Here is a 19,422-nt window from a genome sequence, read left to right on the forward strand (position 1 = left end):
ACTCAAGAGGTCCGACCATTCCAGACACCGCCTCTCCAATATCTCATCCGGACGCGCGCGTCTGACGCCCGACCGGCACAGCAAGACCACGGCGGGATGCGCTACACTGCGCTGCAAGCCCTGAAAAACCGATGGAACCGCACGCTGCCGCATGACCACCGCCTCGCGCCCGAGCCTGCTCATTGTTGACGACGACCTGCTGATCCAGAGCACCCTGGCCTACCTGCTGGGCCAGGATTTCGAGCTGCTGATCGCGGGGAATCGCCCGCAAGCCCTTGCCTTGCTCCAGCAGCACCCACGCCCGCCCGATCTGGCCTTGCTGGATCTGGGGCTGCCACCGCACGTCAACCGTGCAGATGAAGGCCTGGCGCTGATCAGCGAGCTGCTGGCCATCGACCCGCTGTGCAAGATCATCGTGCTTTCCGGGCAGGACGAAGAGGCGCACGCCCGACACGCCCGCACCCTCGGTGCACTTGAGTTTCTTGCCAAGCCCGCGCCCCCCGAACAACTGCGCGCAGCACTGAACCGCGCCCTTGAGCTGCGCCGGCAGGAAAGCTCCGAGCACGCAGCAGGCGCCGCACTGCCGCGCATTCTGGGCAACAGTCCCCCCATCCAGGCTGCTCGCGAACAATTGCAGCACTATGCCGCCACACGTTTCCCGGTACTGATCGAAGGCGAATCCGGCACCGGCAAGGAAATTGCCGCCCGTGCCCTGCACGAACTTGGCCCCGGCAAGGACAAGCCCTTTGTTGCCCTCAACTGCGCCGCGATAGCGGCAGGCCTGATCGAAGCCACTCTGTTCGGCCATGCACGCGGCGCCTTCACGGGCGCGGTAGGGGCCCAAGCGGGCTATTTCGAGGAAGCTGGCGAGGGCAGTCTGTTCCTCGACGAAATAGGCGAATTGCCACTGGAACTGCAGCCCAAGCTGCTGCGCGTACTCGAATCCGGCGAATACCAGCGTGTCGGCGAGACCCTGACCCGCCAGACGCGTGCCCGTGTAATTGCCGCCACCAACCGGGACCTGCGCTTCGACGCCCGCAGCGGGCGCTTCCGCCCTGATCTGTTCCACCGCCTGAGCGTGCTGCGCGTGCTGATGCCCCCCCTGCGCAGCCTTGGCAATGATCGCGCCTTGCTGCTGGAGCACTTCCTCGCCGACTACGCCCGCCAGATGGGTGTCGCCCCCTGCTCGCTGGACGCCGGGGCACAAGCCTGCTGGCTGGCCTACGACTTTCCGGGCAATGTGCGCGAGTTGCGGAACATCGCCGTGCGCCTGCTCAGTCGCCATGCGGGGCGCAAAATCGGCCGCGAATCTCTCGAAGCCGAACTGGAAGCCGATCTCCTGCCCGACCGCCCCTGCGATTCCCTGTCCGCAACCAGTACGGCCCCGGAGCCAGACCTCGCTGCCAGACTGCATGCCAGCGGCGGCATCGTTCTGGACGAAACCTTGCGCCGCGTGGAGCGTGACTATATTGCTGCCGCCCTGCGCGCGGCCCGCGGCAACATGGCCCAGGCCGCTCGTCTGCTCGGTCTGAACCGCTCGACGCTGTACAACCGCATCGACACCCTGGCCCGCTTCGGCGAAGCCATCCTGCCGCCGGACAGCCCCTCCGAATAAAGGTCGAGCCATGTACCACGAACATTTCGGACTCCAGCAAGCGCCCTTCCGGATCACACCGCAAACCGAGTATTTCTATTCGGGCGCCCAACGCGGCCCCTTGCTTGAAGCCCTGCTTTTCGCAGTGGAGAACGACGAAGGCATCATCCGCGTCAGCGGCGAAGTCGGCACCGGCAAAACCATGCTGTGCCGCATGCTCATCGAGCGCCTGCCACCCGAAGCGCTGATCATCTATATCGCCAATCCGAGTCTCAGCCCGAGTGAGCTGGTCGCTACCGTGGCGCACGAACTGGAGATCGACACGGCCGACGGCCACGGCCTGCTGCGCCAGATCGAGCATCGCCTGATCGGCCTCTACGGCGAGGGCCGGCGTGTCATCGCCATCATCGACGAAGCGCATGCCATGCCACGCGAGTCACTGGATCAGGTCCGCCTGCTCTCCAATCTGGAAACAGGCACCCGCAAGCTGATGCAGATCGTGCTCTTCGGCCAGCCCGAGCTCGATGAAATCCTCGAAGAACGCGCCATGCGTTCACTGCGCGAACGCATCACCCAGAGCTTCTTCCTGACCCCGCTGGATCATCACCAGATCAGCGATTACCTGCATTTCCGTCTGCGCGCCGCCGGCTACAAAGGACCGGATCTGTTTACCGGCAGTGGCGTACTCAATCTGATCACCCGGGCCTCGAAAGGTCTCACCCGACGCGTCAACATCCTGGCCGACAAAACGCTGCTCGCCGCCTTTGCCGAAAACACCCACACCATTACCGACAAGCATGTTGTTGCGGCCATCCGCGATGCCAACTACAGCTATCGCATGCCCGGACGCGGCCTCCTGTTTGGGCTGGGCGGCGGCGCCCTGCTTCTCGCCGTCCTCCTCCTTGGCTGGCGCCTGCTGCAACCAGGAGAGGAAAAGGCTGACGTACCGATTGCGGCCATCACTCTCCCCCTGCCCGAAGACCAGCCAGCAGAAAGCCTCTCCGAGCATCCATCCGGAAAAGCCAGGAGTGCCGCGGCTCTCCGGGCAGGCTCCCCGCAAACGCCCGCCAGCAGCCCCTCTGCAGTCAGGCCGGTAAACGCACTCCCCACCGCTTCCGGTGACCCGGCACGCTTTGCGCCGATCCCCGGGCAGATCGGCCCGCTGGCCCGCGAGCGCCTTGTCGCTTCACGCGCAGACATGGAGCACATCACCGACAGCCAATGGTTCATCCAGTTGCGCTCGATCCCCGCATCGAATGCAGCAACGCTTGAAAGCTTCATCCCAAGCGCAAACAAGGTGGTCGATCCGGCCCAGCTGCGTCTGTTTGTCGTCAAGGATGATCCGAAACAGACCATCGGCGTGATCTACGGTGCCTACACGACGGCTCAGGAAGCCTACATCGATCTGGCAAAAATGCCTGCCTGGCTCAAGGCTGGCGGAGCTTTCGCCCGGCCCTACAAGGCGCTGCGCAGCGCAGACAACAAAAAGGCCACTGCAATTGCAGTGGCCTCGGGTCCGCTGGCTAACCGGTAATTTACTGCGGCACCGGCTCCGACGGCAGCGCCAGCAAGGGCGGCGGCGCCAGCGGTGCGGCCTGCGCTTCGTTGACCAGACGACGGCCACCGTTGAAACGCTTCAGCCAGTAACTCTGATCCATGGCTTCCACGCGCACCGCGCTGCCCTTGGCCGGCGCGTGCAGGAATTTGTTGTCACCCAGATAGATACCAACGTGTGAGAAGGCACGCCGCATGGTGTTGAAGAACACCAGATCGCCGGGCTTCAGATCCTGCGTGCCGACCTTGTCACCCAGCCGGGCCATTTCGGCAGCCGTACGCGGCAAGTTCAGGCCCAGCGCATCGCCAAAAACCTTGCGCACCAGCCCGCTGCAGTCAAAACCACCGGCATCCGGGCCATTGCCGCCAAAGCGGTAACGCACACCAAGGAAGCCAAAACCCTTGTCGATCAGGGTCGTGACCTTGTTGGAAGTCGTCTCGGCGGGCTGCGTGGCAGCCACGTCGTCAGCCTGGGCAACTTGCACGGCAAGCAGCAGACAAAGCGCGGTAAGAAGACGGGAGGGGAAAAAGTGCATGGGCCGGACTATAACCTTCGTATCGTCGAGCTGTAAACCGCCGCTCGCCGGGGAAGTACATCCCCTCGCAAGAACCGCTGCCAGACTGGCTCTTCAGAAATATCGTCCGCCAAGCAAGCGCTGAAGCCATTTTACAGACGGTCGGCTCGAAAACTGTTTATTGGCGCGGCACAGCGAGGACTCCCGCTGCGCCGCCCGAGCATCAAAGGATCTCAGCCGCGTAATCGGCGAGGCGCGAACGCTCGCCACGCTGCAAGGTGATGTGGCCGCTGTGCTCCCAGCCCTTGAAACGATCGACCACATAAGTCAGACCCGAATTGCCCTCGGTGAGGTAAGGCGTATCGATCTGGGCAATATTGCCCAGACAGACCACCTTGGTGCCGGGGCCGGCACGCGTGATCAGGGTCTTCATCTGTTTCGAGGTCAGATTCTGCGCCTCGTCGATGATCAGGAACTTGTTGAGGAAGGTACGCCCGCGCATGAAGTTCAGGCTCTTGACCTTGATTCGCGTGCGGATCAGGTCGCGCGTGGTCTGCCGCCCCCACTCGCCACCGTAGCCGCCGTCATCCGGATTGCCATTGAGCACTTCAAGATTGTCCTCCAGCGCGCCCATCCACGGCGCCATTTTCTCTTCCTCGGTGCCGGGCAGGAAGCCGATATCCTCACCCACTGGCACGGTCACCCGGGTCATGATGATTTCAGCGTAGCGCTTGGTCTCCAGCACCTGCGTAAGCGCAGCCGCCAGGGTCAGCAGGGTCTTGCCGGTACCCGCCTGCCCCAGCAGGGAGACAAAATCGATCTCCGGGTTCATCAGCAGGTTCAGGGCAAAATTCTGCTCGCGATTGCGCGCCACGATGCCCCACACATTGTTCTTCTGGTGCGCGTAGTCGATCAGCGATTCGAACACCGCAACCGGGCCATCCTTCTGCTTGACGATGGCGTAGAGTGGCTTGTCGCCCTCCTGATAGACCAGCTCGTTAACCAGCAACTCATTGCACAGCGGGCCACGCACCTTGTAATAGGTGCGCCCGGCTTCCTTCCAGGATTCCATGTCCTTGCCATGGGTATCCCAGAAATCGGCGGGCAACTCGCGCATGCCGGTGTAGAGAAGATCGGTATCCTCCAGCACCTTGTCGTTGAAGTAATCCTGCGCCTCCAGCCCGAGCGCGCGGGCCTTGATGCGCATGTTGATGTCCTTCGACACCAGGATCACATGGCGGTCCTTGCGCAGCTCGGTGAGGAACATCACCACCGAGAGGATCAGGTTGTCTGCCTTGGCGGTCGGCACACTGGCCGGCAAGGTGGCGTTGATGGCCTGGGTCTGCAGGAACAGGCGTCCGGAAGCCTGTCCACGCGAGGGCTCCGCCAGCGGAATGCCCTGCTCGATGTGGTGTTCGCAGGTCGAGACGACATCGTCCATCGTCCGGCTGGCCTGGCGCGCGTTGCGCGAGACTTCGGACATTCCCTTCTTGTTGTTGTCGAGTTCTTCGAGGGTCATCATCGGCACGAAAATGTCGTGCTCCTCGAAGCGGAACAGGCTGGTCGGATCGTGCATCAGCACGTTGGTGTCGAGAACAAACAGCTTGGTGGATGGCGGCGTGACTTCTTTTTTGCGGGTGACCATGTCTGCTTTCGAGAGTCGAAGGGGTAAGGGTCCTGCGAGGCGGCAAACCGCCCGAACTCAAGTCAACGTGCGAACGAACTCCAGCACGTCCTGCGCGTGGCCATCGACCTTGACCCCACGCCATTCACGCAGCAGCTTGCCCGTAGCATCGAACACGAATGTGCTGCGCTCAATGCCACGAACCTGCTTGCCGTACATGTTCTTCATCTTGATCACGCCAAAGGCTTCGCAAAGTTGCTCATCCGCATCCGAGATCAGTTCGAAGGGAAACTCGAATTTGCACTTGAAGCCATCATGGGATTTCACGCTGTCGCGTGACACGCCGAACACCACCGCACCTGCCGCCGCAAAGTCCGCATGCAGACGCGCGAAATCAATGCCTTCCGTGGTGCAGCCAGGCGTGTTGTCCTTGGGGTAAAAATACACAACGACCTTCTTGCCTTGTTGCGCGGCGAGGGATACCGGCGCTCCGCCCGTGGCGGGCAGGCTCAGATCGGGGGCGAGCATTGCTGTCATTCTTATGGCTCCGGATCGATGGGGCAAAACAAGCTACGACTCCAGCGTATCGGCATTTTTCGGCCATCGCAACAGCCCTGCCGACCAGCGCGGCCAAGCCATTGATTCCTCAAGCGTCGAGCAATAGAGCAGCGGCCACGCTGCGGCCCTCGCCAGCGAGCAGGTTGTAGGTGCGGCAGGCGGAGCCCGTATCCATGATTTCGAAACCGATACGCGCCTCGATCAGCGGGCGCAGCACGGCGGGGGCAGGAAAATGCTGGCGCGTGCCTGTGCCGATCAGCACCAGCGCGGGCTTGAGCGCACATACGGCGTCGAGGCTCTGCGCAGTCAACGCAGCGAAACCTCTGACGGGCCAGGCCTGGACGGTTTCGGGCGTGACGATCAAGCTGCTCTCGTGACGCTTGCCGTCAAGGGTGAAAGATCCAGCATCGTAGGACGCAATCAGCAGCAGATTGGAAGAGATTTCGCGGTTCAGCTTCATACAGGAAAGTGTATCGGCAAATGAACCACGCCAGTCCTTTGGGCTTGCCCCTTCGGGGAATCGCGCGGTTTCGTTATCATAGAGGTTTACGGGGGATTTTCCCCGCCACCGGAGCATTGGAGCACCATCATGAAACACGGCCACAGCCTGCACATCGCGACCCCTGACACGCCAAAGACTTCTGCCGAAGCCTCCGCGCGCGCCATCGCGAAGTCGGCCAAGCTGGCCAATGTGTGCTACGAAATCCGTGGTCCGGTGCTGGAACGCGCGCGCCAGATGGAAGAAGAAGGCCATCGCATCATCAAGCTGAACACCGGCAACCCGGCAGCCTTCGGCTTCGAGGCGCCCGAAGAAATCACCCAGGACATGATCCGCAACATGAGCAATGCAGCCGGCTATGTCGATTCCAAGGGGATCTTCCCGGCGCGCAAAGCGATCATGCATTACACGCAGGAAAAGAAGATCGCCGACGTCGCGGTCAACGACATCTACATCGGCAACGGCGCCTCCGAGTTGATCGTGATGGCCATGCAGGCGCTCCTGAACAACGACGATGAAGTGCTGGTCCCGGCGCCCGACTATCCGCTGTGGACCGCCGCCGTGAATCTCGCTGGCGGTCGCGCCCGTCACTACCTGTGCGACCCGGACAATGGCTGGCTGCCTGCAATTGATGACATCAAGGCCAAGATCACCAAACGCACCAAGGCGATTGTCGTCATCAACCCGAACAACCCGACCGGTGCGGTGTATCCGGACGACGTGCTGCTGGAAATCATTGAACTCGCCCGCCAGCACAACCTGATCGTCTGTTCGGACGAGATTTACGACAAGGTCCTCTACGACGGCACCACTCACACCTCGATGGCTTCGCTGGCCAACGACGTGCTGTTCCTCACCTTCAACGGCCTCTCGAAGAACTATCGCGCCTGCGGCTACCGTGCAGGCTGGATGGTTGTTTCCGGCGAGAAACGCAACGCCAGCGATTACATCGAAGGTCTCAACATCCTCGCCACCATGCGCCTGTGTGCCAACGTGCCGGCCCAGTTCGGCATCCAGACCGCACTCGGTGGCTATCAGTCGATCAACGATCTGGTCAAACCCGGCGGCCGCCTCACCCGCCAGCGCGACATCGCCTATGAAGCCCTGAGTGCCATGCCCGGCGTGTCGGTGGTCAAGCCCAAGGGCGCCCTGTACATGTTCCCGCGCTTCGATCCGAAAATGTACCCGATCGTCGACGACCAGCAATTCGTGCTCGAAATGCTCGAAGCCGAGCGCGTGCTGATGGTGCAGGGGACCGGCTTCAACTGGGCCACGCCAGACCGCATCCGCGTGGTCTTCCTGCCAAACTCCGACGACCTCACCGAGGTGATGGGACGCATCGCCCGCTTCCTTGACGGCTATCGCAAGCGCCACGGAAGGTAAGAATCATGGGCGAGCACGTACCACTTTCTCTTGTGGATATCTGCAATGAAGCCGGAGAAGTGGCCGAGCCAGCGTGGCTCGCCCGCGCAGAAAAGGTGCATCGTCAGTTGCGCCCGGCCCTGCCGGCCGACTACACAGCCAAGATGAGGCGCGTGTTCGCGGGCGGTGCGCGCATGACCCTGGCCACGCGTGGCGACGCCGTTTGCGGCTTGGCCGTATGGCGCTGGCACGAGAACACGTTCGACGGCATCAAGTTTTACATCGATGATCTGGTCACCGATGCAGCACTACGTTCCCAAGGCGTGGGAAAATCCTTGGTTGCCCGGCTTGCAATGGAAGCACATCAACACGGCGCCGACGCTCTGGTACTGGATTCCGGTACTCAGCGCCAGCAAGCACACCGCTTCTATTTCCGCGAAGGCTTCGTAATCACCTCGTTCAACTTCAAGAAACAATTCGTATGAAACCGATGAATGTAGGCCTGCTGGGCATTGGCACCGTAGGCGGTGGCACCTGGACCGTTCTCTCCCGCAATGCCGAGGAAATCACCCGGCGCGCCGGTCGCCCGATCCGCATCACGGCCGTGGCAGACAAGAATGTCGAGCTGGCGACCAAGGTCACCGGTGGCGCCGCGCGCGTCACCAACGACGCCTTCGCTCTGGTCAAAGACCCGGAAATCGACATCATCGTCGAACTGATCGGCGGCTACGGCGTCGCCAGGGAGTTGGTGCTGGCCGCCATCGAGAATGGCAAACACGTCGTCACCGCCAACAAGGCCCTGCTCGCCGTGCATGGCAAGGAAATCTTCGCCGCCGCGCAGGCCAGGGGCGTCACCGTGGCCTTCGAAGCAGCGGTGGCTGGTGGCATCCCGATCATCAAGGCTCTGCGCGAGGGTCTCTCGGCCAACCGCATCGAATGGATCGCCGGCATCATCAACGGCACCACCAATTTCATCCTCTCCGAGATGCGCGACAAGGACCTGCCCTTCGCCGAAGTATTGAAGGAAGCGCAAGCGCTGGGTTACGCCGAAGCCGACCCGACCTTCGACATAGAAGGCATCGACGCCGCCCACAAGGCCACCATCATGTCGGCCATCGCCTTCGGCATCCCGGTGCAATTCGACAAGGCTTACGTCGAGGGCATCACCAAGCTCGAAGCCATCGACATCAAGTACGCCGAACAGCTTGGCTATCGCATCAAACTGCTGGGCATCGCCCGTCGCCGCGAACAAGGCGTCGAGTTGCGCGTGCACCCGACCCTGATCCCGGCCAAGCGCCTGATCGCCAATGTCGAAGGCGCGATGAACGCCGTACTGGTGCAAGCCGATGCCGTCGGCTCCACGCTCTACTACGGCAAGGGCGCCGGTGCCGAACCAACCGCCTCGGCGGTGATCGCCGACCTCGTCGACGTCACCCGTCTGGCCACCGCCGATGCAGCTCACCGCGTGCCGCACCTGGCCTTCCAGGCCGACCAGCTGGTCGATCTGCCGATCCTGCCGATCGAGGACGTGCAGACCGCCTACTACCTGCGTTTGCGGGTGGAAGACAAGACCGGTGTGCTCGCCGACATCACCCGCATTCTTGCGGACGGCGGCATCTCCATCGACGCCATCCTGCAGAAAGAGCCGAATGAGGGCGAATCGCAGACCGACCTGATCCTGCTGACCCATATCGCAATAGAAGGCCAGGTCAATGCCGCGATTGCGCGCATGGAAGCCCTGCCGACCGTAGTCGGCAAGGTGACCAAGATCCGCCTTGAAGAGCTGAACTAATATTGCCGTCATTCCGGCGAAAGCCGGAATCCAGAGCTCTCGGGCACGCCTGGATCCCGGCCTTCGCCGGGATGACGCCAGTCACACACGTCTGCCCGCCGGAGTCACAAGAAAACCATGCAATACATTTCCACCCGCGGCCAGTCGCCGCAACTCGGTTTCTCCGACATCCTGCTCGGCGGCCTGATGGTCGATGGCGGTCTCTCGCTGCCGGCTGAATACCCGCGAGTCACCGACGCCGAACTGAGCGCGATGCGCTCGATGAGCTACGCGGAGCTGGCCTTCACGATCCTGTCGAAGTTCGCCACCGACATCCCGGCTGACGACCTGCGCGCGCTGACCGCCAAGACCTACACGGAGCAGGTCTACTGCAACGGCCGTCCGGACTCCGACGCGAGCCAGATCACGCCACTGCGCAAGCTGGAAAACAACCTCTACCTGCAGGAGCTCTCGAACGGCCCGACGCTCGCTTTCAAGGACATGGCGATGCAGCTCCTGGGCAACCTGTTCGAGTACGTGCTCGCCAAGCGCGGTGAGGAGATCAACATCCTCGGCGCGACCTCGGGCGACACCGGCTCGGCGGCCGAGTACGCGATGCGTGGCAAGCGCGGCGTGCGCGTCTTCATGCTCTCGCCGCGCGAGAACATGAGCGCCTTCCAGCGCGCCCAGATGTATTCGCTGCAGGACGCCAACATCTTCAACATCGCCGTGCGCGGCATGTTCGACGACGCGCAGGACATCGTCAAAGCCGTCTCCAACGATCTGGACTTCAAGGCGCAGTACAAGATCGGCGCGGTGAATTCGATCAACTGGGGCCGCGTGGCCGCGCAGGTGATCTACTACTTCAAGGGCTGGCTGGCCGCGACGACCAGCAACGATCAGGAAGTGAATTTTGCGGTGCCTTCGGGCAACTTCGGCAACATCTGCGCCGGCCACATCGCGCGCATGATGGGTCTGCCGATCCGCAAGCTGATCCTCGCCACCAACGAGAACAATGTGCTCGACGAGTTCTTCCGCACCGGCGCCTACAAGCCGCGCAAGACCGCCGACGTGAAGGTCACGAGCAGCCCGTCGATGGATATCTCCAAGGCCTCGAATTTCGAGCGCTTCGTCTTCGATCTGGTCGGCCGCGACCCGAAGGTGGTGGCCGAACTGTGGAAGGCAGTCGACTCGGGCGGCTACTTCGATCTCGCCGCCACGCCCTACTGGGCGCGCATGGACGAGTTCGGCTTCGTCTCGGGTTCCAGCTCCCACGCCGACCGTCTCGCCACGATCCGCCGCGTCTACAAGGACTACGGCCTGATGATCGACACCCACACAGCCGACGGCATCAAGGTGGCGCTGGAACACCGCGACGCGGACATCCCGACCATCGTGCTGGAAACCGCCCTGCCGGCGAAGTTCGAGGAGACCATCATCGAAGCGCTCGGCGAGAAACCCTGGCGCCCGGCCAGCATGCAGAACATCGAAGCCCTGCCGCAGCGCGTCGAGGTGATGGATGTGAACGTGCAGGCGGTGAAGGATTTCGTGGTCAGACACACGGCCTGAAGAGCCGCATCCAGCGGGCCTCTTCAAAGACGCCTGCCGGAAACGTCCGCCCCGCGCGGATCTTGAAACCATCTGCCCGAATACGCCCGCCACAAGAGGCTTTCCGGACAGGCTCTCAGACGAAGACAAACAAAAAGGGCTGCATCTGCAGCCCTTTTTTATGCAAAGCCCTTCCGGGCCTTGATCTTAGTGCTCGCCGAGAACGGCGACCGTCACCGGCACAACCACATCGGTGTGCAGCGCGACTTCGATCTGATGGTCGCCCACCAGCTTGATCGCACCGTTCGGCAGGCGCACGCCAGCCTTTTCGACCGGGTGGCCCAGTGCCACCAGCGCTTCGGCGATGTCGCCGGTGCTGACAGAACCGAACAGACGACCATCGACACCGGCCTTGCGGACGATCTGAACGGTCACGCCTTCCACCTTGGTGGCTGCGGCTTGCGCCGTAGCCAGCTTCTCGGCAGCAACCTTTTCCAGCTCAGCGCGGCGAGCTTCGAACTCGGCCAGGCTGGCAGTGGTAGCACGCTTGGCGCGACCAGTCGGGATCAGGAAGTTACGGGCGTAGCCTTCCTTCACATTGACGACATCGCCGAGGTTGCCGAGGTTGACGACTTTTTCAAGCAGAATGATTTGCATCGTTTATCCCCCGGATTACTGGTGCAGGTCGGTGTACGGCATCAGCGCGAGGAAACGTGCGCGCTTGATGGCGGTCGACAGCTGACGCTGATAGCCGGACTTGGTGCCGGTGATACGCGCCGGCATGATCTTGCCGTGTTCGGTGATGAAATCCTTGAGGATTTCGATGTCCTTGTAGTCGATCTCTTCGATCTTCTCAGCGGAGAAACGGCAGAATTTGCGGCGCTTGAACAAGCCACCACCGCGATTGCCGCCCTTCTTTTCGTCTTTCTTGCCAGGCTTGAATGCCATGATCAATTTCCTTCCAACAATTCAAATGTTCTGACGTGCAACACAGGGGCCCGGTTTTTCGCGCTTTTCGCGGCGATGAAACCTTCGATCAACATCGTGGAACCCAGTGCTACCACCTCAATCTGCTGTGCTGCGGGGCCAAGAGCCCTGATGGTCAGTTCGCAGGAAACTTCGCGTTCAGTACCGGCTTCCATCTGCCGGGAGAGATGCTCGATGCGGAACTCCAGCACCGGCACTCTGGCGGGCGTCCATCGCAGCGATTCCTTTGCGACAAGCGACCCGGTTATCCGAAGCGTGTTCTCTGCGCTCACCCCAATCAGGCTTCGGGCTGGGCAGGCGCTTCAGTCTTGGCTTCTTCAGCCGGAGCAGCAGACGTCAGCGAGCGGGACTTTTCTTCCTTCATCATCGGCGACGGAGTGGTCACGGCCTTCTTCGTCTTGATGGTGAGGTGGCGCAGCACGGCGTCGTTGAACTTGAACGCGTGCTCGATTTCGTCCAGGGTTTCCTGGTCGACTTCGATGTTCATCAGAACATAGTGGGCCTTGTGGATCTTCTGGATCGGGTAAGCCAGCTGACGGCGGCCCCAGTCTTCCAGACGATGGATCTGTCCATTGCGTGCAGCCACGGTGGCTTTGTAGCGCTCGATCATGGCGGGCACTTGCTCGCTCTGATCCGGATGGACAATGAATACGATTTCGTAATGTCGCATGCAGACTCCTTACGGGTTGATGACAGCCCCCCGGCATGCGTACCGGTGGAGCAAGGGAACCCGTGATTCTATAGGCTTAACACCGACAGAGCAAGCGAATGCACCATTGGCTTCTTCCTGCTGATCTGGTGGAAACTCTCGGCATGGCGCAACTTTTGCTCAATGCCTTGCATACATACACAACCCCGACTCCCCTGCCCCCATGCTCAAGATCCTTGTTATCGACGAAATCCAGGAACGCGCGCTTGATATCTGCGAAGGTCTGACACGTGCCGGCCACATGGTCGCAGCAGTCCTGCCGGACGCACTGGATCTGCACGACAAGGTCTGCAACCTGCACCCCGATGTCGTGTTGATTCACACGGACTCGCCAAGCCGTGACACGCTCGAAAATCTTGCTGCGCTGGATCGCTGCCTGCCCAAACCCGTACTGATGTTTGCTGAAGACGATGCTGATGAGGTGATTCGCCAGGCCATGCGTGCCGGCGTTTCCTCCTATGTCGTCGATGGGCTGGCACCCTCGCGTCTGGCCTCCCTGCTCAGGGTCGCCACGGCCCGCTTCGACGAATACCAGGCGTTGCGTGAAGAGCGCGACACGGCTCAACGCCGACTCTCGGAGCGCGTCACGGTCGATCGCGCCAAAGGAATCCTGATGAAGTCCCGCAGCATGAGCGAAGACGAGGCTTATCACGCGCTGCGCAAGATGGCCATGGAGCGCAAGCTGAAACTGGGGGATGCAGCGGCGCAAGTCGTCTCGGCAGCCGAACTCCTTCTCGGCTAAAACCCTGAATACCCACACTTAAAACATGGATTTTGATCCAGATCAAACTGGTGCATGAGTTCCAATTCCGCACAGTGGCAGTGCGCCACCACCGCGCCAGCCCGACCGCCGGCCTCTCTCCAAAAACGCACAGCCTACTGTTTTAAAACAAATTTCTGACACTGGCACACAGCCTGCTATGTAGTCCGTGAAGTCAAGCCAACGACGGCTTGCATGGACAACGGCGTCCAGCTCTTCCTGCTCTGCATGGCACGGAAAGCTGCGACGCCGTTTTGTTTTTCAGCCCCCTAGATAGACCTGTCCCCTGGAGAGAACCATGACGGAGAAATTCGATGCTCAACTCAGCCGACGCAGCTTCCTCAAGCAAGGTGTTGCCATGAGCAGCGCCGCAGCCGTGGCCGCAAGCGGCTTGTTACCTGCCAGCACCGCTTGGGCTGCCGGCAGCGACAAGCCCGAGCTTGCGGAAGTGAATATCGGTTTCATCCCGCTGACGGACTGTTCCTCCATCGTCATGGCCAGCGTGCTGGGGCTGGACAAGAAATACGGCATCAAGATCAACGCTACCAAGGAAGCTTCATGGGCGGGTGTTCGCGACAAGCTGGCCAACGGCGAACTGCATGCTGCCCACGTTCTCTATGGCTTGGTCTACGGCTTGCACCTTGGCGTAGGTGGTCCCAAAAAAGACATGGCCGTTCTGATGACGCTGAACAACAACGGTCAGGCCATCACCCTTTCCAACGAGCTGCGTGACAAGGGCGCCACGGATGGCGCGTCGCTGGCAAAACTGATTGCGAAGAAAGACAAGGAATACACCTTCGCCCAGACCTTCCCCACCGGCACTCATGCCATGTGGCTGTACTACTGGCTGGCTGCGCATGGCATCAACCCGATGAAGGATGTGAAGACCATCGTGGTGCCGCCGCCGCAGATGGTCGCCAACATGCGCGTCGGCAACATGGACGGCTATTGCGTGGGCGAACCCTGGAACCAGCGCGCCATTATCGACAAGATCGGCTTCACCGCCGTCACTACTCAGGACATCTGGACCGACCATCCGGAAAAAGTGCTGGGGACCACTGCCGAGTTCGCCGCCAAGTATCCGAACACGGCGCGCGCCATGATCTGCGCCATCCTCGAAGCTTCGATGTGGATCGACGCCAGCGCGGCCAACCGCAGCAAGACAGCGGAAACCGTGTCGGCCAAGGCCTACATCAACACGGATACCGATGTGATCCGCAGCCGCATGATCGGCCAGTATGAAAACGGTCTGGGCAAGACCTGGTCGGAAAAGAACTACATGAAGTTCTACAACGACGGCCTGGTGAATTTCCCATACCTCTCGGACGGCATGTGGTTCCTGACCCAGCACAAGCGCTGGGGCCTGCTCAAGGGCGACGTCGACTACCTCGGCACCGCCAGGAAGATCAACCAGATCGAGCTTTACAAGCAGGCCGCAGCCATCGTCAAGGCACCGGTTCCGAAGTCCGACATGCGCTCGTCAAAACTCATCGACGGCGTGGTGTGGGACGGCAAGGACCCAGCCAAGTACGCCGCCAGTTTCAAGGTGAAGGCCTGATCAGCATGCAACCGCTGCAGGCCACAAGGCCTGCAGCCTGTATATCCCGGAGCCAATCATGACTTCTGCATCCATCAGCATTCCCTTGGGCGAGCAGGCCAGTTCAGACACGCCCGAGTCTGCTTCCGGAAAATCCAGCAATACGAGCGACAAAATGAGCACAACAGCCACCGTCACGCCCGCCGCCGGCCTCGCAGCCCGCAAGCCATCCGCCTTTGGCGATTTCGCCGGCCGCGCTTTCAAGACCATCCTGCCCCCCTTGATCGGCTTCGCCCTGCTGATCGGCATCTGGGCCATTGTCTCCATGAAAAACAAGGGCATTCCGACACCGGAAGTCGTCTGGAAAGCCGCCATCGCTCTGTTTTCAGACCCCTTTTACAGCAATGGCCCGAATGATCAGGGCATTGGCTGGAACATCCTGTCCTCGCTCAAGCGCGTTGCCATCGGCTTCGGCTTCGCCGCCGCAGTGGGCATCCCGCTGGGCTTCCTGCTCGGACGCTTCCAGTTCCTCGCCAAGGCGCTGGACCCGATAATCTCACTGCTGCGCCCGGTCTCCCCGCTGGCCTGGCTTCCAATCGGTCTGCTGGTCTTCAAACGCGCTGATCCTGCCGCGACCTGGACCATCTTCATCTGCTCGATCTGGCCAATGATCCTCAACACGGCTCAAGGCGTGCAGCGTGTACCGCAGGACTACATGAACGTAGCCCGCGTACTGAACCTTTCGGAAATGAAGATCATCACCAAGATCCTCTTCCCCTCGGTCCTGCCCTACATGCTCACCGGCATCCGTCTGTCGATCGGCACAGCCTGGCTGGTCATCGTTGCCGCCGAAATGCTCACCGGTGGGGTCGGCATCGGTTTCTGGGTGTGGGACGAGTGGAACAACCTCAAGGTCGAACACATCATCATCGCCATCTTCGTGATCGGTCTGGTCGGCCTGATGCTTGAACAGCTCCTGATCGCCATCGCCAGAAAATTCAGCTACGAAGCCAACAGCTGAGGAGAACAAACATGAAATCACTGGTCCAGATCGAAAACGTCGGCATGTCTTTCGACACCAAGAAAGGCAAGTTCATCGCCCTGCGCGACATCAACCTGCAGATCAACGAAGGTGAAGTCGTCTCGCTGATCGGCCACTCCGGCTGCGGGAAATCCACATTGCTGAACCTGATCGCCGGCCTGACCCAGCCCACCGACGGGGCACTCATCTGCGGCGGGCGCGAAATCGCCGGCCCCGGCCCGGAACGCGCCGTGGTGTTCCAGAACCACTCGCTGCTGCCCTGGCTCACCTGCTTCGAGAACGTGTATCTCGGTGTGGAGCGCGTGTTCGGCGCCAAGGAAGGCAAAGCCAAGCTAAAAGCCCGCACCATGGCCGCCATCGAGATGGTTCACATGGCCCACGCTGCCGACAAACACCCGGGCGAGATCTCCGGAGGCATGAAACAGCGTATCGGCATTGCCAGGGCGTTTGCGATGGAGCCGAAGATCCTGCTGATGGACGAGCCCTTCGGTGCGCTGGATGCGCTGACCCGCGCCGCCTTGCAGGACGAGCTGATCGGCGTGATGGAAAAGACCGGCGCCACAGTAGTAATGGTCACGCACGACGTGGATGAAGCCGTGTTGCTGTCGGACCGCGTAGTGATGCTCACCAACGGTCCGGCGGCAAGCATCGGCGAGATCCTCGAAGTCAATCTCGCCAAGCCGCGCAACCGGCTGACCCTGGCCAACGATGCGGAATACACACGTTGCCGCGCCGCCATCATCGAGTTTCTCTATCAAAAGCAAGTCAAGAAGGCAGCCTGACCATGGAAAAGATGAAACTGGTTCTCGTGGGAAATGGCATGGCTGGCGTGCGTACGCTCGAAGAGCTGCGCAAGATCGCTCCGGACATGTACGACATCACGGTCTTCGGCGCCGAGCCGCACCCCAACTACAACCGCATCCTCCTCTCCCCGGTGCTCGCCGGCGAGATGACCATTCAGGACATCATCCTCAACGATCTTGACTGGTATAAGGACAACGGCATCGCCCTGCACACCGGCAAGAAGATCACCAAGATCGACCGCAAGGCGCGCAAGGTGATCGCCGACGACGGCACCGAGGCCGAATACGACCGCCTGCTGCTGGCCACCGGCTCGAATCCCTTCATCCTGCCCGTGCCGGGCAAGGATCTGCCAGGCGTGATCTCCTACCGCGACATCGCCGACACCGACGCGATGATCGAAGCGGCCAAGGCCCACAAGCATGCCGTCGTCATTGGTGCCGGCCTGCTCGGTCTGGAAGCCGCCAACGGCCTGATCCTGCGCGGCATGAGCGTGACCGTGGTGCACCTGGGCGAATGGATCATGGAGCGCCAGCTCGACAAGACCGCCGCCAACATGATGCAGAAGGCGCTCGAAGCCAAGGGCATGCAGTTCCGCCTCTCCGCCAGCACCACCGAACTGGTGCAGGGTGAAAGTGGCCGCGTGTGTGCGCTCAAGCTCAAGAGCGGCGAAACCCTGCCGGCCGATCTGGTGGTGATGGCCGCGGGCATCCGCCCCAATACCACGCTGGCCGAATCCGCCGGCCTGCACTGCAACCGCGGCATCGTGGTCAACGACACCCTGCAGACCTATGACCCGCGCGTGTATGCCGTCGGCGAATGCGCCAACCACCGTGGCACCGCTTACGGTCTGGTCGCCCCGCTGTTCGAGCAGGCCAAGGTTGCCGCCAACCACCTCGCCATGTACGGCATCGGCCGCTACCAGGGCTCGGTGACCTCCACCAAGCTCAAGGTCACCGGCATCGACGTGTTCTCGGCCGGCGACTTCTCGGGCGGCGAAGGCACCGAAGACATCGTCCTGTCCGATCCGGGTGCCGGCGTGTACAAGCGCGTCGTCATCAAGGATGACAAGATCGTGGGTGCCGTGGCCTACGGTGACACCGCCGATGGTTCCTGGTATTTCCAGATGCTCAAGGACGGCCAGAACATCGCCGACATCCGCGACCACCTGCTCTTCGGCAAGAGCCATCTTGGCGACGCCGGACACAAGGGCCAGAACCAGGCAGCCAGCCTGCCGGATACCGCCGAGATCTGCGGCTGCAACGGCGTGTGCAAGGGCACCATCGTCAAGGCCATCAAGGAAAACGGTCTCTTCACGCTGGACGACGTGCGTAAGCACACGAAGGCCTCGAGTTCCTGCGGCTCCTGTACCGGTCTTGTGGAGCAGATCATCGCCTCCACCGTCGGCGGCGCCTACACCCCGGCGGACTCCAACAACAAGGCCGTGTGCGGCTGCACCGAGCATTCGCACGGTGAAGTGCGCAAGGCGATCCGCGAGCAGCACCTGATCGACATCCCCTCGGTGCAGCACGCCATGGGCTGGAAGACACCGAACGGCTGCTCCTCCTGCCGCCCCGCGCTGAACTACTACCTGATCTCGACCTGGCCGCACGAAGCCAAGGATGATCCGCAGAGCCGTTTCATCAACGAGCGCGCGCACGCCAACATCCAGAAGGATGGCACCTACTCGGTGGTGCCGCGCATGCTCGGCGGCCTGACCACGCCGGACGAGCTGCGTGCAATCGCCGATGCGGCCGACAAGTTCAAGGTGCCGACCGTCAAGGTCACCGGCGGTCAGCGTATCGACCTGCTCGGCGTGAAGAAGGACGACCTGCCCAAGATCTGGGCGGATCTGTCGAAAGCCGGCATGGTCTCCGGCCATGCTTATGGCAAGAGCATCCGCACGGTGAAGACCTGCGTCGGCGCCGAACACTGCCGCTTCGGCACCCAACGCTCGATGGACATGGGCGTGAAGCTCGAGAAGATGCTCTTCGGCATGTGGAGCCCGCACAAGGTCAAGCTCGCCGTCTCCGGCTGCCCGCGCAACTGCGCCGAGGCCGGCATCAAGGACGTCGGCGTGATCGGTGTGGATTCCGGCTATGAGCTGTACGTGGCCGGCAACGGCGGCATCAAGACCGAAGTCGCCGAGTTCTTCTGCAAGGTCAAGACCGACGAGGAAGTCATGGAGTACTCCGGCGCCTTCCTCCAGCTCTACCGCGAAGAAGGCTTCTACCTGGAGCGCACGGTGCACTACGTGCAGCGCGTCGGCCTGGAGTACGTGAAGAGCAAGATCGTCGAGAACGCCACGCTGCGCCGCGAACTCTACGAACGCCTGCTCTACGCGCTGCAGGACTACACCGACCCGTGGCTGGAACGCAGCGAACTGGCCGACAAGGGCACGCTGCGCGCCGCCTACGAAGACTTCAGCGCCTGAGGAGCCACGCCATGAGCGAATGGGAACACGACTTCGGCTTCGATGAAGAAGACACGCACGCCTGACCAGTAAGCAGGAGGCGGGAGGGGGAACACACCCCGCCCCGCGCCTGCGGCCTGGCCCCCAA

At 61.6% G+C, this 19,422-nt stretch carries 19 protein-coding genes; 11 read left to right on the forward strand and 8 right to left on the reverse strand.

Annotated features, from left to right (window positions below; translation table 11 throughout):
- Window positions 1-151 precede the first annotated feature (151 nt).
- Together Q9Q94_RS00090 and Q9Q94_RS00095 are read left to right on the forward strand one after the other, a co-directional pair.
- A complete protein-coding gene (locus Q9Q94_RS00090) occupies window positions 152-1,615 on the forward strand; it encodes a sigma-54 dependent transcriptional regulator (RefSeq protein ID WP_305977979.1) in 1,464 nt (487 codons plus the stop codon).
- A 10-nt stretch (window positions 1,616-1,625) separates the two neighbouring features.
- The gene (locus Q9Q94_RS00095) at window positions 1,626-3,128 is read left to right on the forward strand and encodes an ExeA family protein (protein ID WP_305977980.1); all 1,503 of its coding nucleotides are present in this window, start codon (window positions 1,626-1,628) and stop codon (window positions 3,126-3,128) included.
- A gap of 1 nt (window position 3,129) precedes the next feature.
- Here the strand turns inward: Q9Q94_RS00095 and Q9Q94_RS00100 are convergent, their stop codons facing one another.
- The 4 genes from Q9Q94_RS00100 to Q9Q94_RS00115 form a co-directional block, all read right to left on the reverse strand.
- Window positions 3,130-3,684, reverse strand: a complete 555-nt coding sequence (locus Q9Q94_RS00100) for a C40 family peptidase (protein ID WP_371929804.1) — start codon at window positions 3,682-3,684, stop codon at window positions 3,130-3,132.
- Between the two features lie 202 nt (window positions 3,685-3,886).
- Entirely contained in the window at window positions 3,887-5,308 is a 1,422-nt protein-coding gene (locus Q9Q94_RS00105; protein WP_305977982.1) for a PhoH family protein, read from the reverse strand.
- Window positions 5,309-5,365: 57 nt separating this feature from the next.
- Complete coding sequence (locus Q9Q94_RS00110) at window positions 5,366-5,824, reverse strand: peroxiredoxin (RefSeq protein WP_305977983.1); 459 nt, start codon at window positions 5,822-5,824, stop codon at window positions 5,366-5,368.
- Between the two features lie 109 nt (window positions 5,825-5,933).
- Window positions 5,934-6,305, reverse strand: a complete 372-nt coding sequence (locus Q9Q94_RS00115; RefSeq protein WP_305977984.1) for an Mth938-like domain-containing protein — start codon at window positions 6,303-6,305, stop codon at window positions 5,934-5,936.
- A 129-nt stretch (window positions 6,306-6,434) separates the two neighbouring features.
- On the opposite strand from Q9Q94_RS00115, the gene Q9Q94_RS00120 reads away from it, so the two are divergent.
- From Q9Q94_RS00120 to thrC, 4 genes are all read left to right on the forward strand, one after another.
- A complete protein-coding gene (locus Q9Q94_RS00120) occupies window positions 6,435-7,727 on the forward strand; it encodes a pyridoxal phosphate-dependent aminotransferase (protein ID WP_305977985.1) in 1,293 nt (430 codons plus the stop codon).
- Window positions 7,728-7,732: 5 nt separating this feature from the next.
- Window positions 7,733-8,191 (forward strand): N-acetyltransferase, encoded by a 459-nt coding sequence (locus Q9Q94_RS00125; protein WP_305977986.1) that lies wholly within the window; start codon window positions 7,733-7,735, stop codon window positions 8,189-8,191.
- Window positions 8,188-9,498 (forward strand): homoserine dehydrogenase, encoded by a 1,311-nt coding sequence (locus tag Q9Q94_RS00130; RefSeq protein ID WP_305977987.1) that lies wholly within the window; start codon window positions 8,188-8,190, stop codon window positions 9,496-9,498. Before Q9Q94_RS00125 ends, Q9Q94_RS00130 begins: the two co-directional genes overlap by 4 nt.
- A 117-nt stretch (window positions 9,499-9,615) precedes the next feature.
- Window positions 9,616-11,046 carry a threonine synthase gene (gene thrC / locus Q9Q94_RS00135; RefSeq protein ID WP_305977988.1) on the forward strand — a complete coding sequence of 477 codons (1,431 nt, stop codon included), beginning with the start codon at window positions 9,616-9,618 and terminating at the stop codon, window positions 11,044-11,046.
- Between the two features lie 186 nt (window positions 11,047-11,232).
- On the opposite strand, the gene rplI is transcribed toward thrC, so the two are convergent.
- The 4 genes from rplI to rpsF are packed head-to-tail and all read right to left on the reverse strand — an operon-like array spanning window position 11,233 to window position 12,682.
- The gene (gene rplI / locus Q9Q94_RS00140) at window positions 11,233-11,682 is read right to left on the reverse strand and encodes a 50S ribosomal protein L9 (protein WP_305977989.1); all 450 of its coding nucleotides are present in this window, start codon (window positions 11,680-11,682) and stop codon (window positions 11,233-11,235) included.
- Between the two features lie 15 nt (window positions 11,683-11,697).
- Window positions 11,698-11,973 carry a 30S ribosomal protein S18 gene (gene rpsR, locus Q9Q94_RS00145; protein ID WP_305977990.1) on the reverse strand — a complete coding sequence of 92 codons (276 nt, stop codon included), beginning with the start codon at window positions 11,971-11,973 and terminating at the stop codon, window positions 11,698-11,700.
- A 2-nt stretch (window positions 11,974-11,975) separates the two neighbouring features.
- Complete coding sequence (priB, locus tag Q9Q94_RS00150; RefSeq protein WP_305977991.1) at window positions 11,976-12,284, reverse strand: primosomal replication protein N; 309 nt, start codon at window positions 12,282-12,284, stop codon at window positions 11,976-11,978.
- 5 nt (window positions 12,285-12,289) lie between these two features.
- Window positions 12,290-12,682: a 30S ribosomal protein S6 gene (gene rpsF, locus Q9Q94_RS00155; RefSeq protein ID WP_305977992.1), complete on the reverse strand. Its 393-nt coding sequence runs from the start codon at window positions 12,680-12,682 to the stop codon at window positions 12,290-12,292.
- Window positions 12,683-12,884: 202 nt separating this feature from the next.
- On the opposite strand from rpsF, the gene Q9Q94_RS00160 reads away from it, so the two are divergent.
- The 5 genes from Q9Q94_RS00160 (at window position 12,885) to nirB (ending at window position 19,295) form a co-directional block, all read left to right on the forward strand.
- Window positions 12,885-13,463, forward strand: a complete 579-nt coding sequence (locus tag Q9Q94_RS00160; protein WP_305977993.1) for an ANTAR domain-containing response regulator — start codon at window positions 12,885-12,887, stop codon at window positions 13,461-13,463.
- 316 nt (window positions 13,464-13,779) lie between these two features.
- Complete coding sequence (locus Q9Q94_RS00165) at window positions 13,780-15,039, forward strand: CmpA/NrtA family ABC transporter substrate-binding protein (RefSeq protein ID WP_305977994.1); 1,260 nt, start codon at window positions 13,780-13,782, stop codon at window positions 15,037-15,039.
- Window positions 15,040-15,097: 58 nt separating this feature from the next.
- Complete coding sequence (gene ntrB, locus Q9Q94_RS00170) at window positions 15,098-16,039, forward strand: nitrate ABC transporter permease (RefSeq protein WP_305977995.1); 942 nt, start codon at window positions 15,098-15,100, stop codon at window positions 16,037-16,039.
- An 11-nt stretch (window positions 16,040-16,050) separates the two neighbouring features.
- Entirely contained in the window at window positions 16,051-16,842 is a 792-nt protein-coding gene (locus Q9Q94_RS00175; RefSeq protein ID WP_305977996.1) for an ABC transporter ATP-binding protein, read from the forward strand.
- 2 nt (window positions 16,843-16,844) lie between these two features.
- The gene (gene nirB / locus Q9Q94_RS00180; RefSeq protein WP_305977997.1) at window positions 16,845-19,295 is read left to right on the forward strand and encodes a nitrite reductase large subunit NirB; all 2,451 of its coding nucleotides are present in this window, start codon (window positions 16,845-16,847) and stop codon (window positions 19,293-19,295) included.
- The last annotated feature ends 127 nt before the right edge of the window (window positions 19,296-19,422 follow it).

Origin of the sequence: Uliginosibacterium sp. 31-16 (genome assembly GCF_030730865.1) — a bacterium.
Lineage (GTDB): Bacteria > Pseudomonadota > Gammaproteobacteria > Burkholderiales > Rhodocyclaceae > Uliginosibacterium.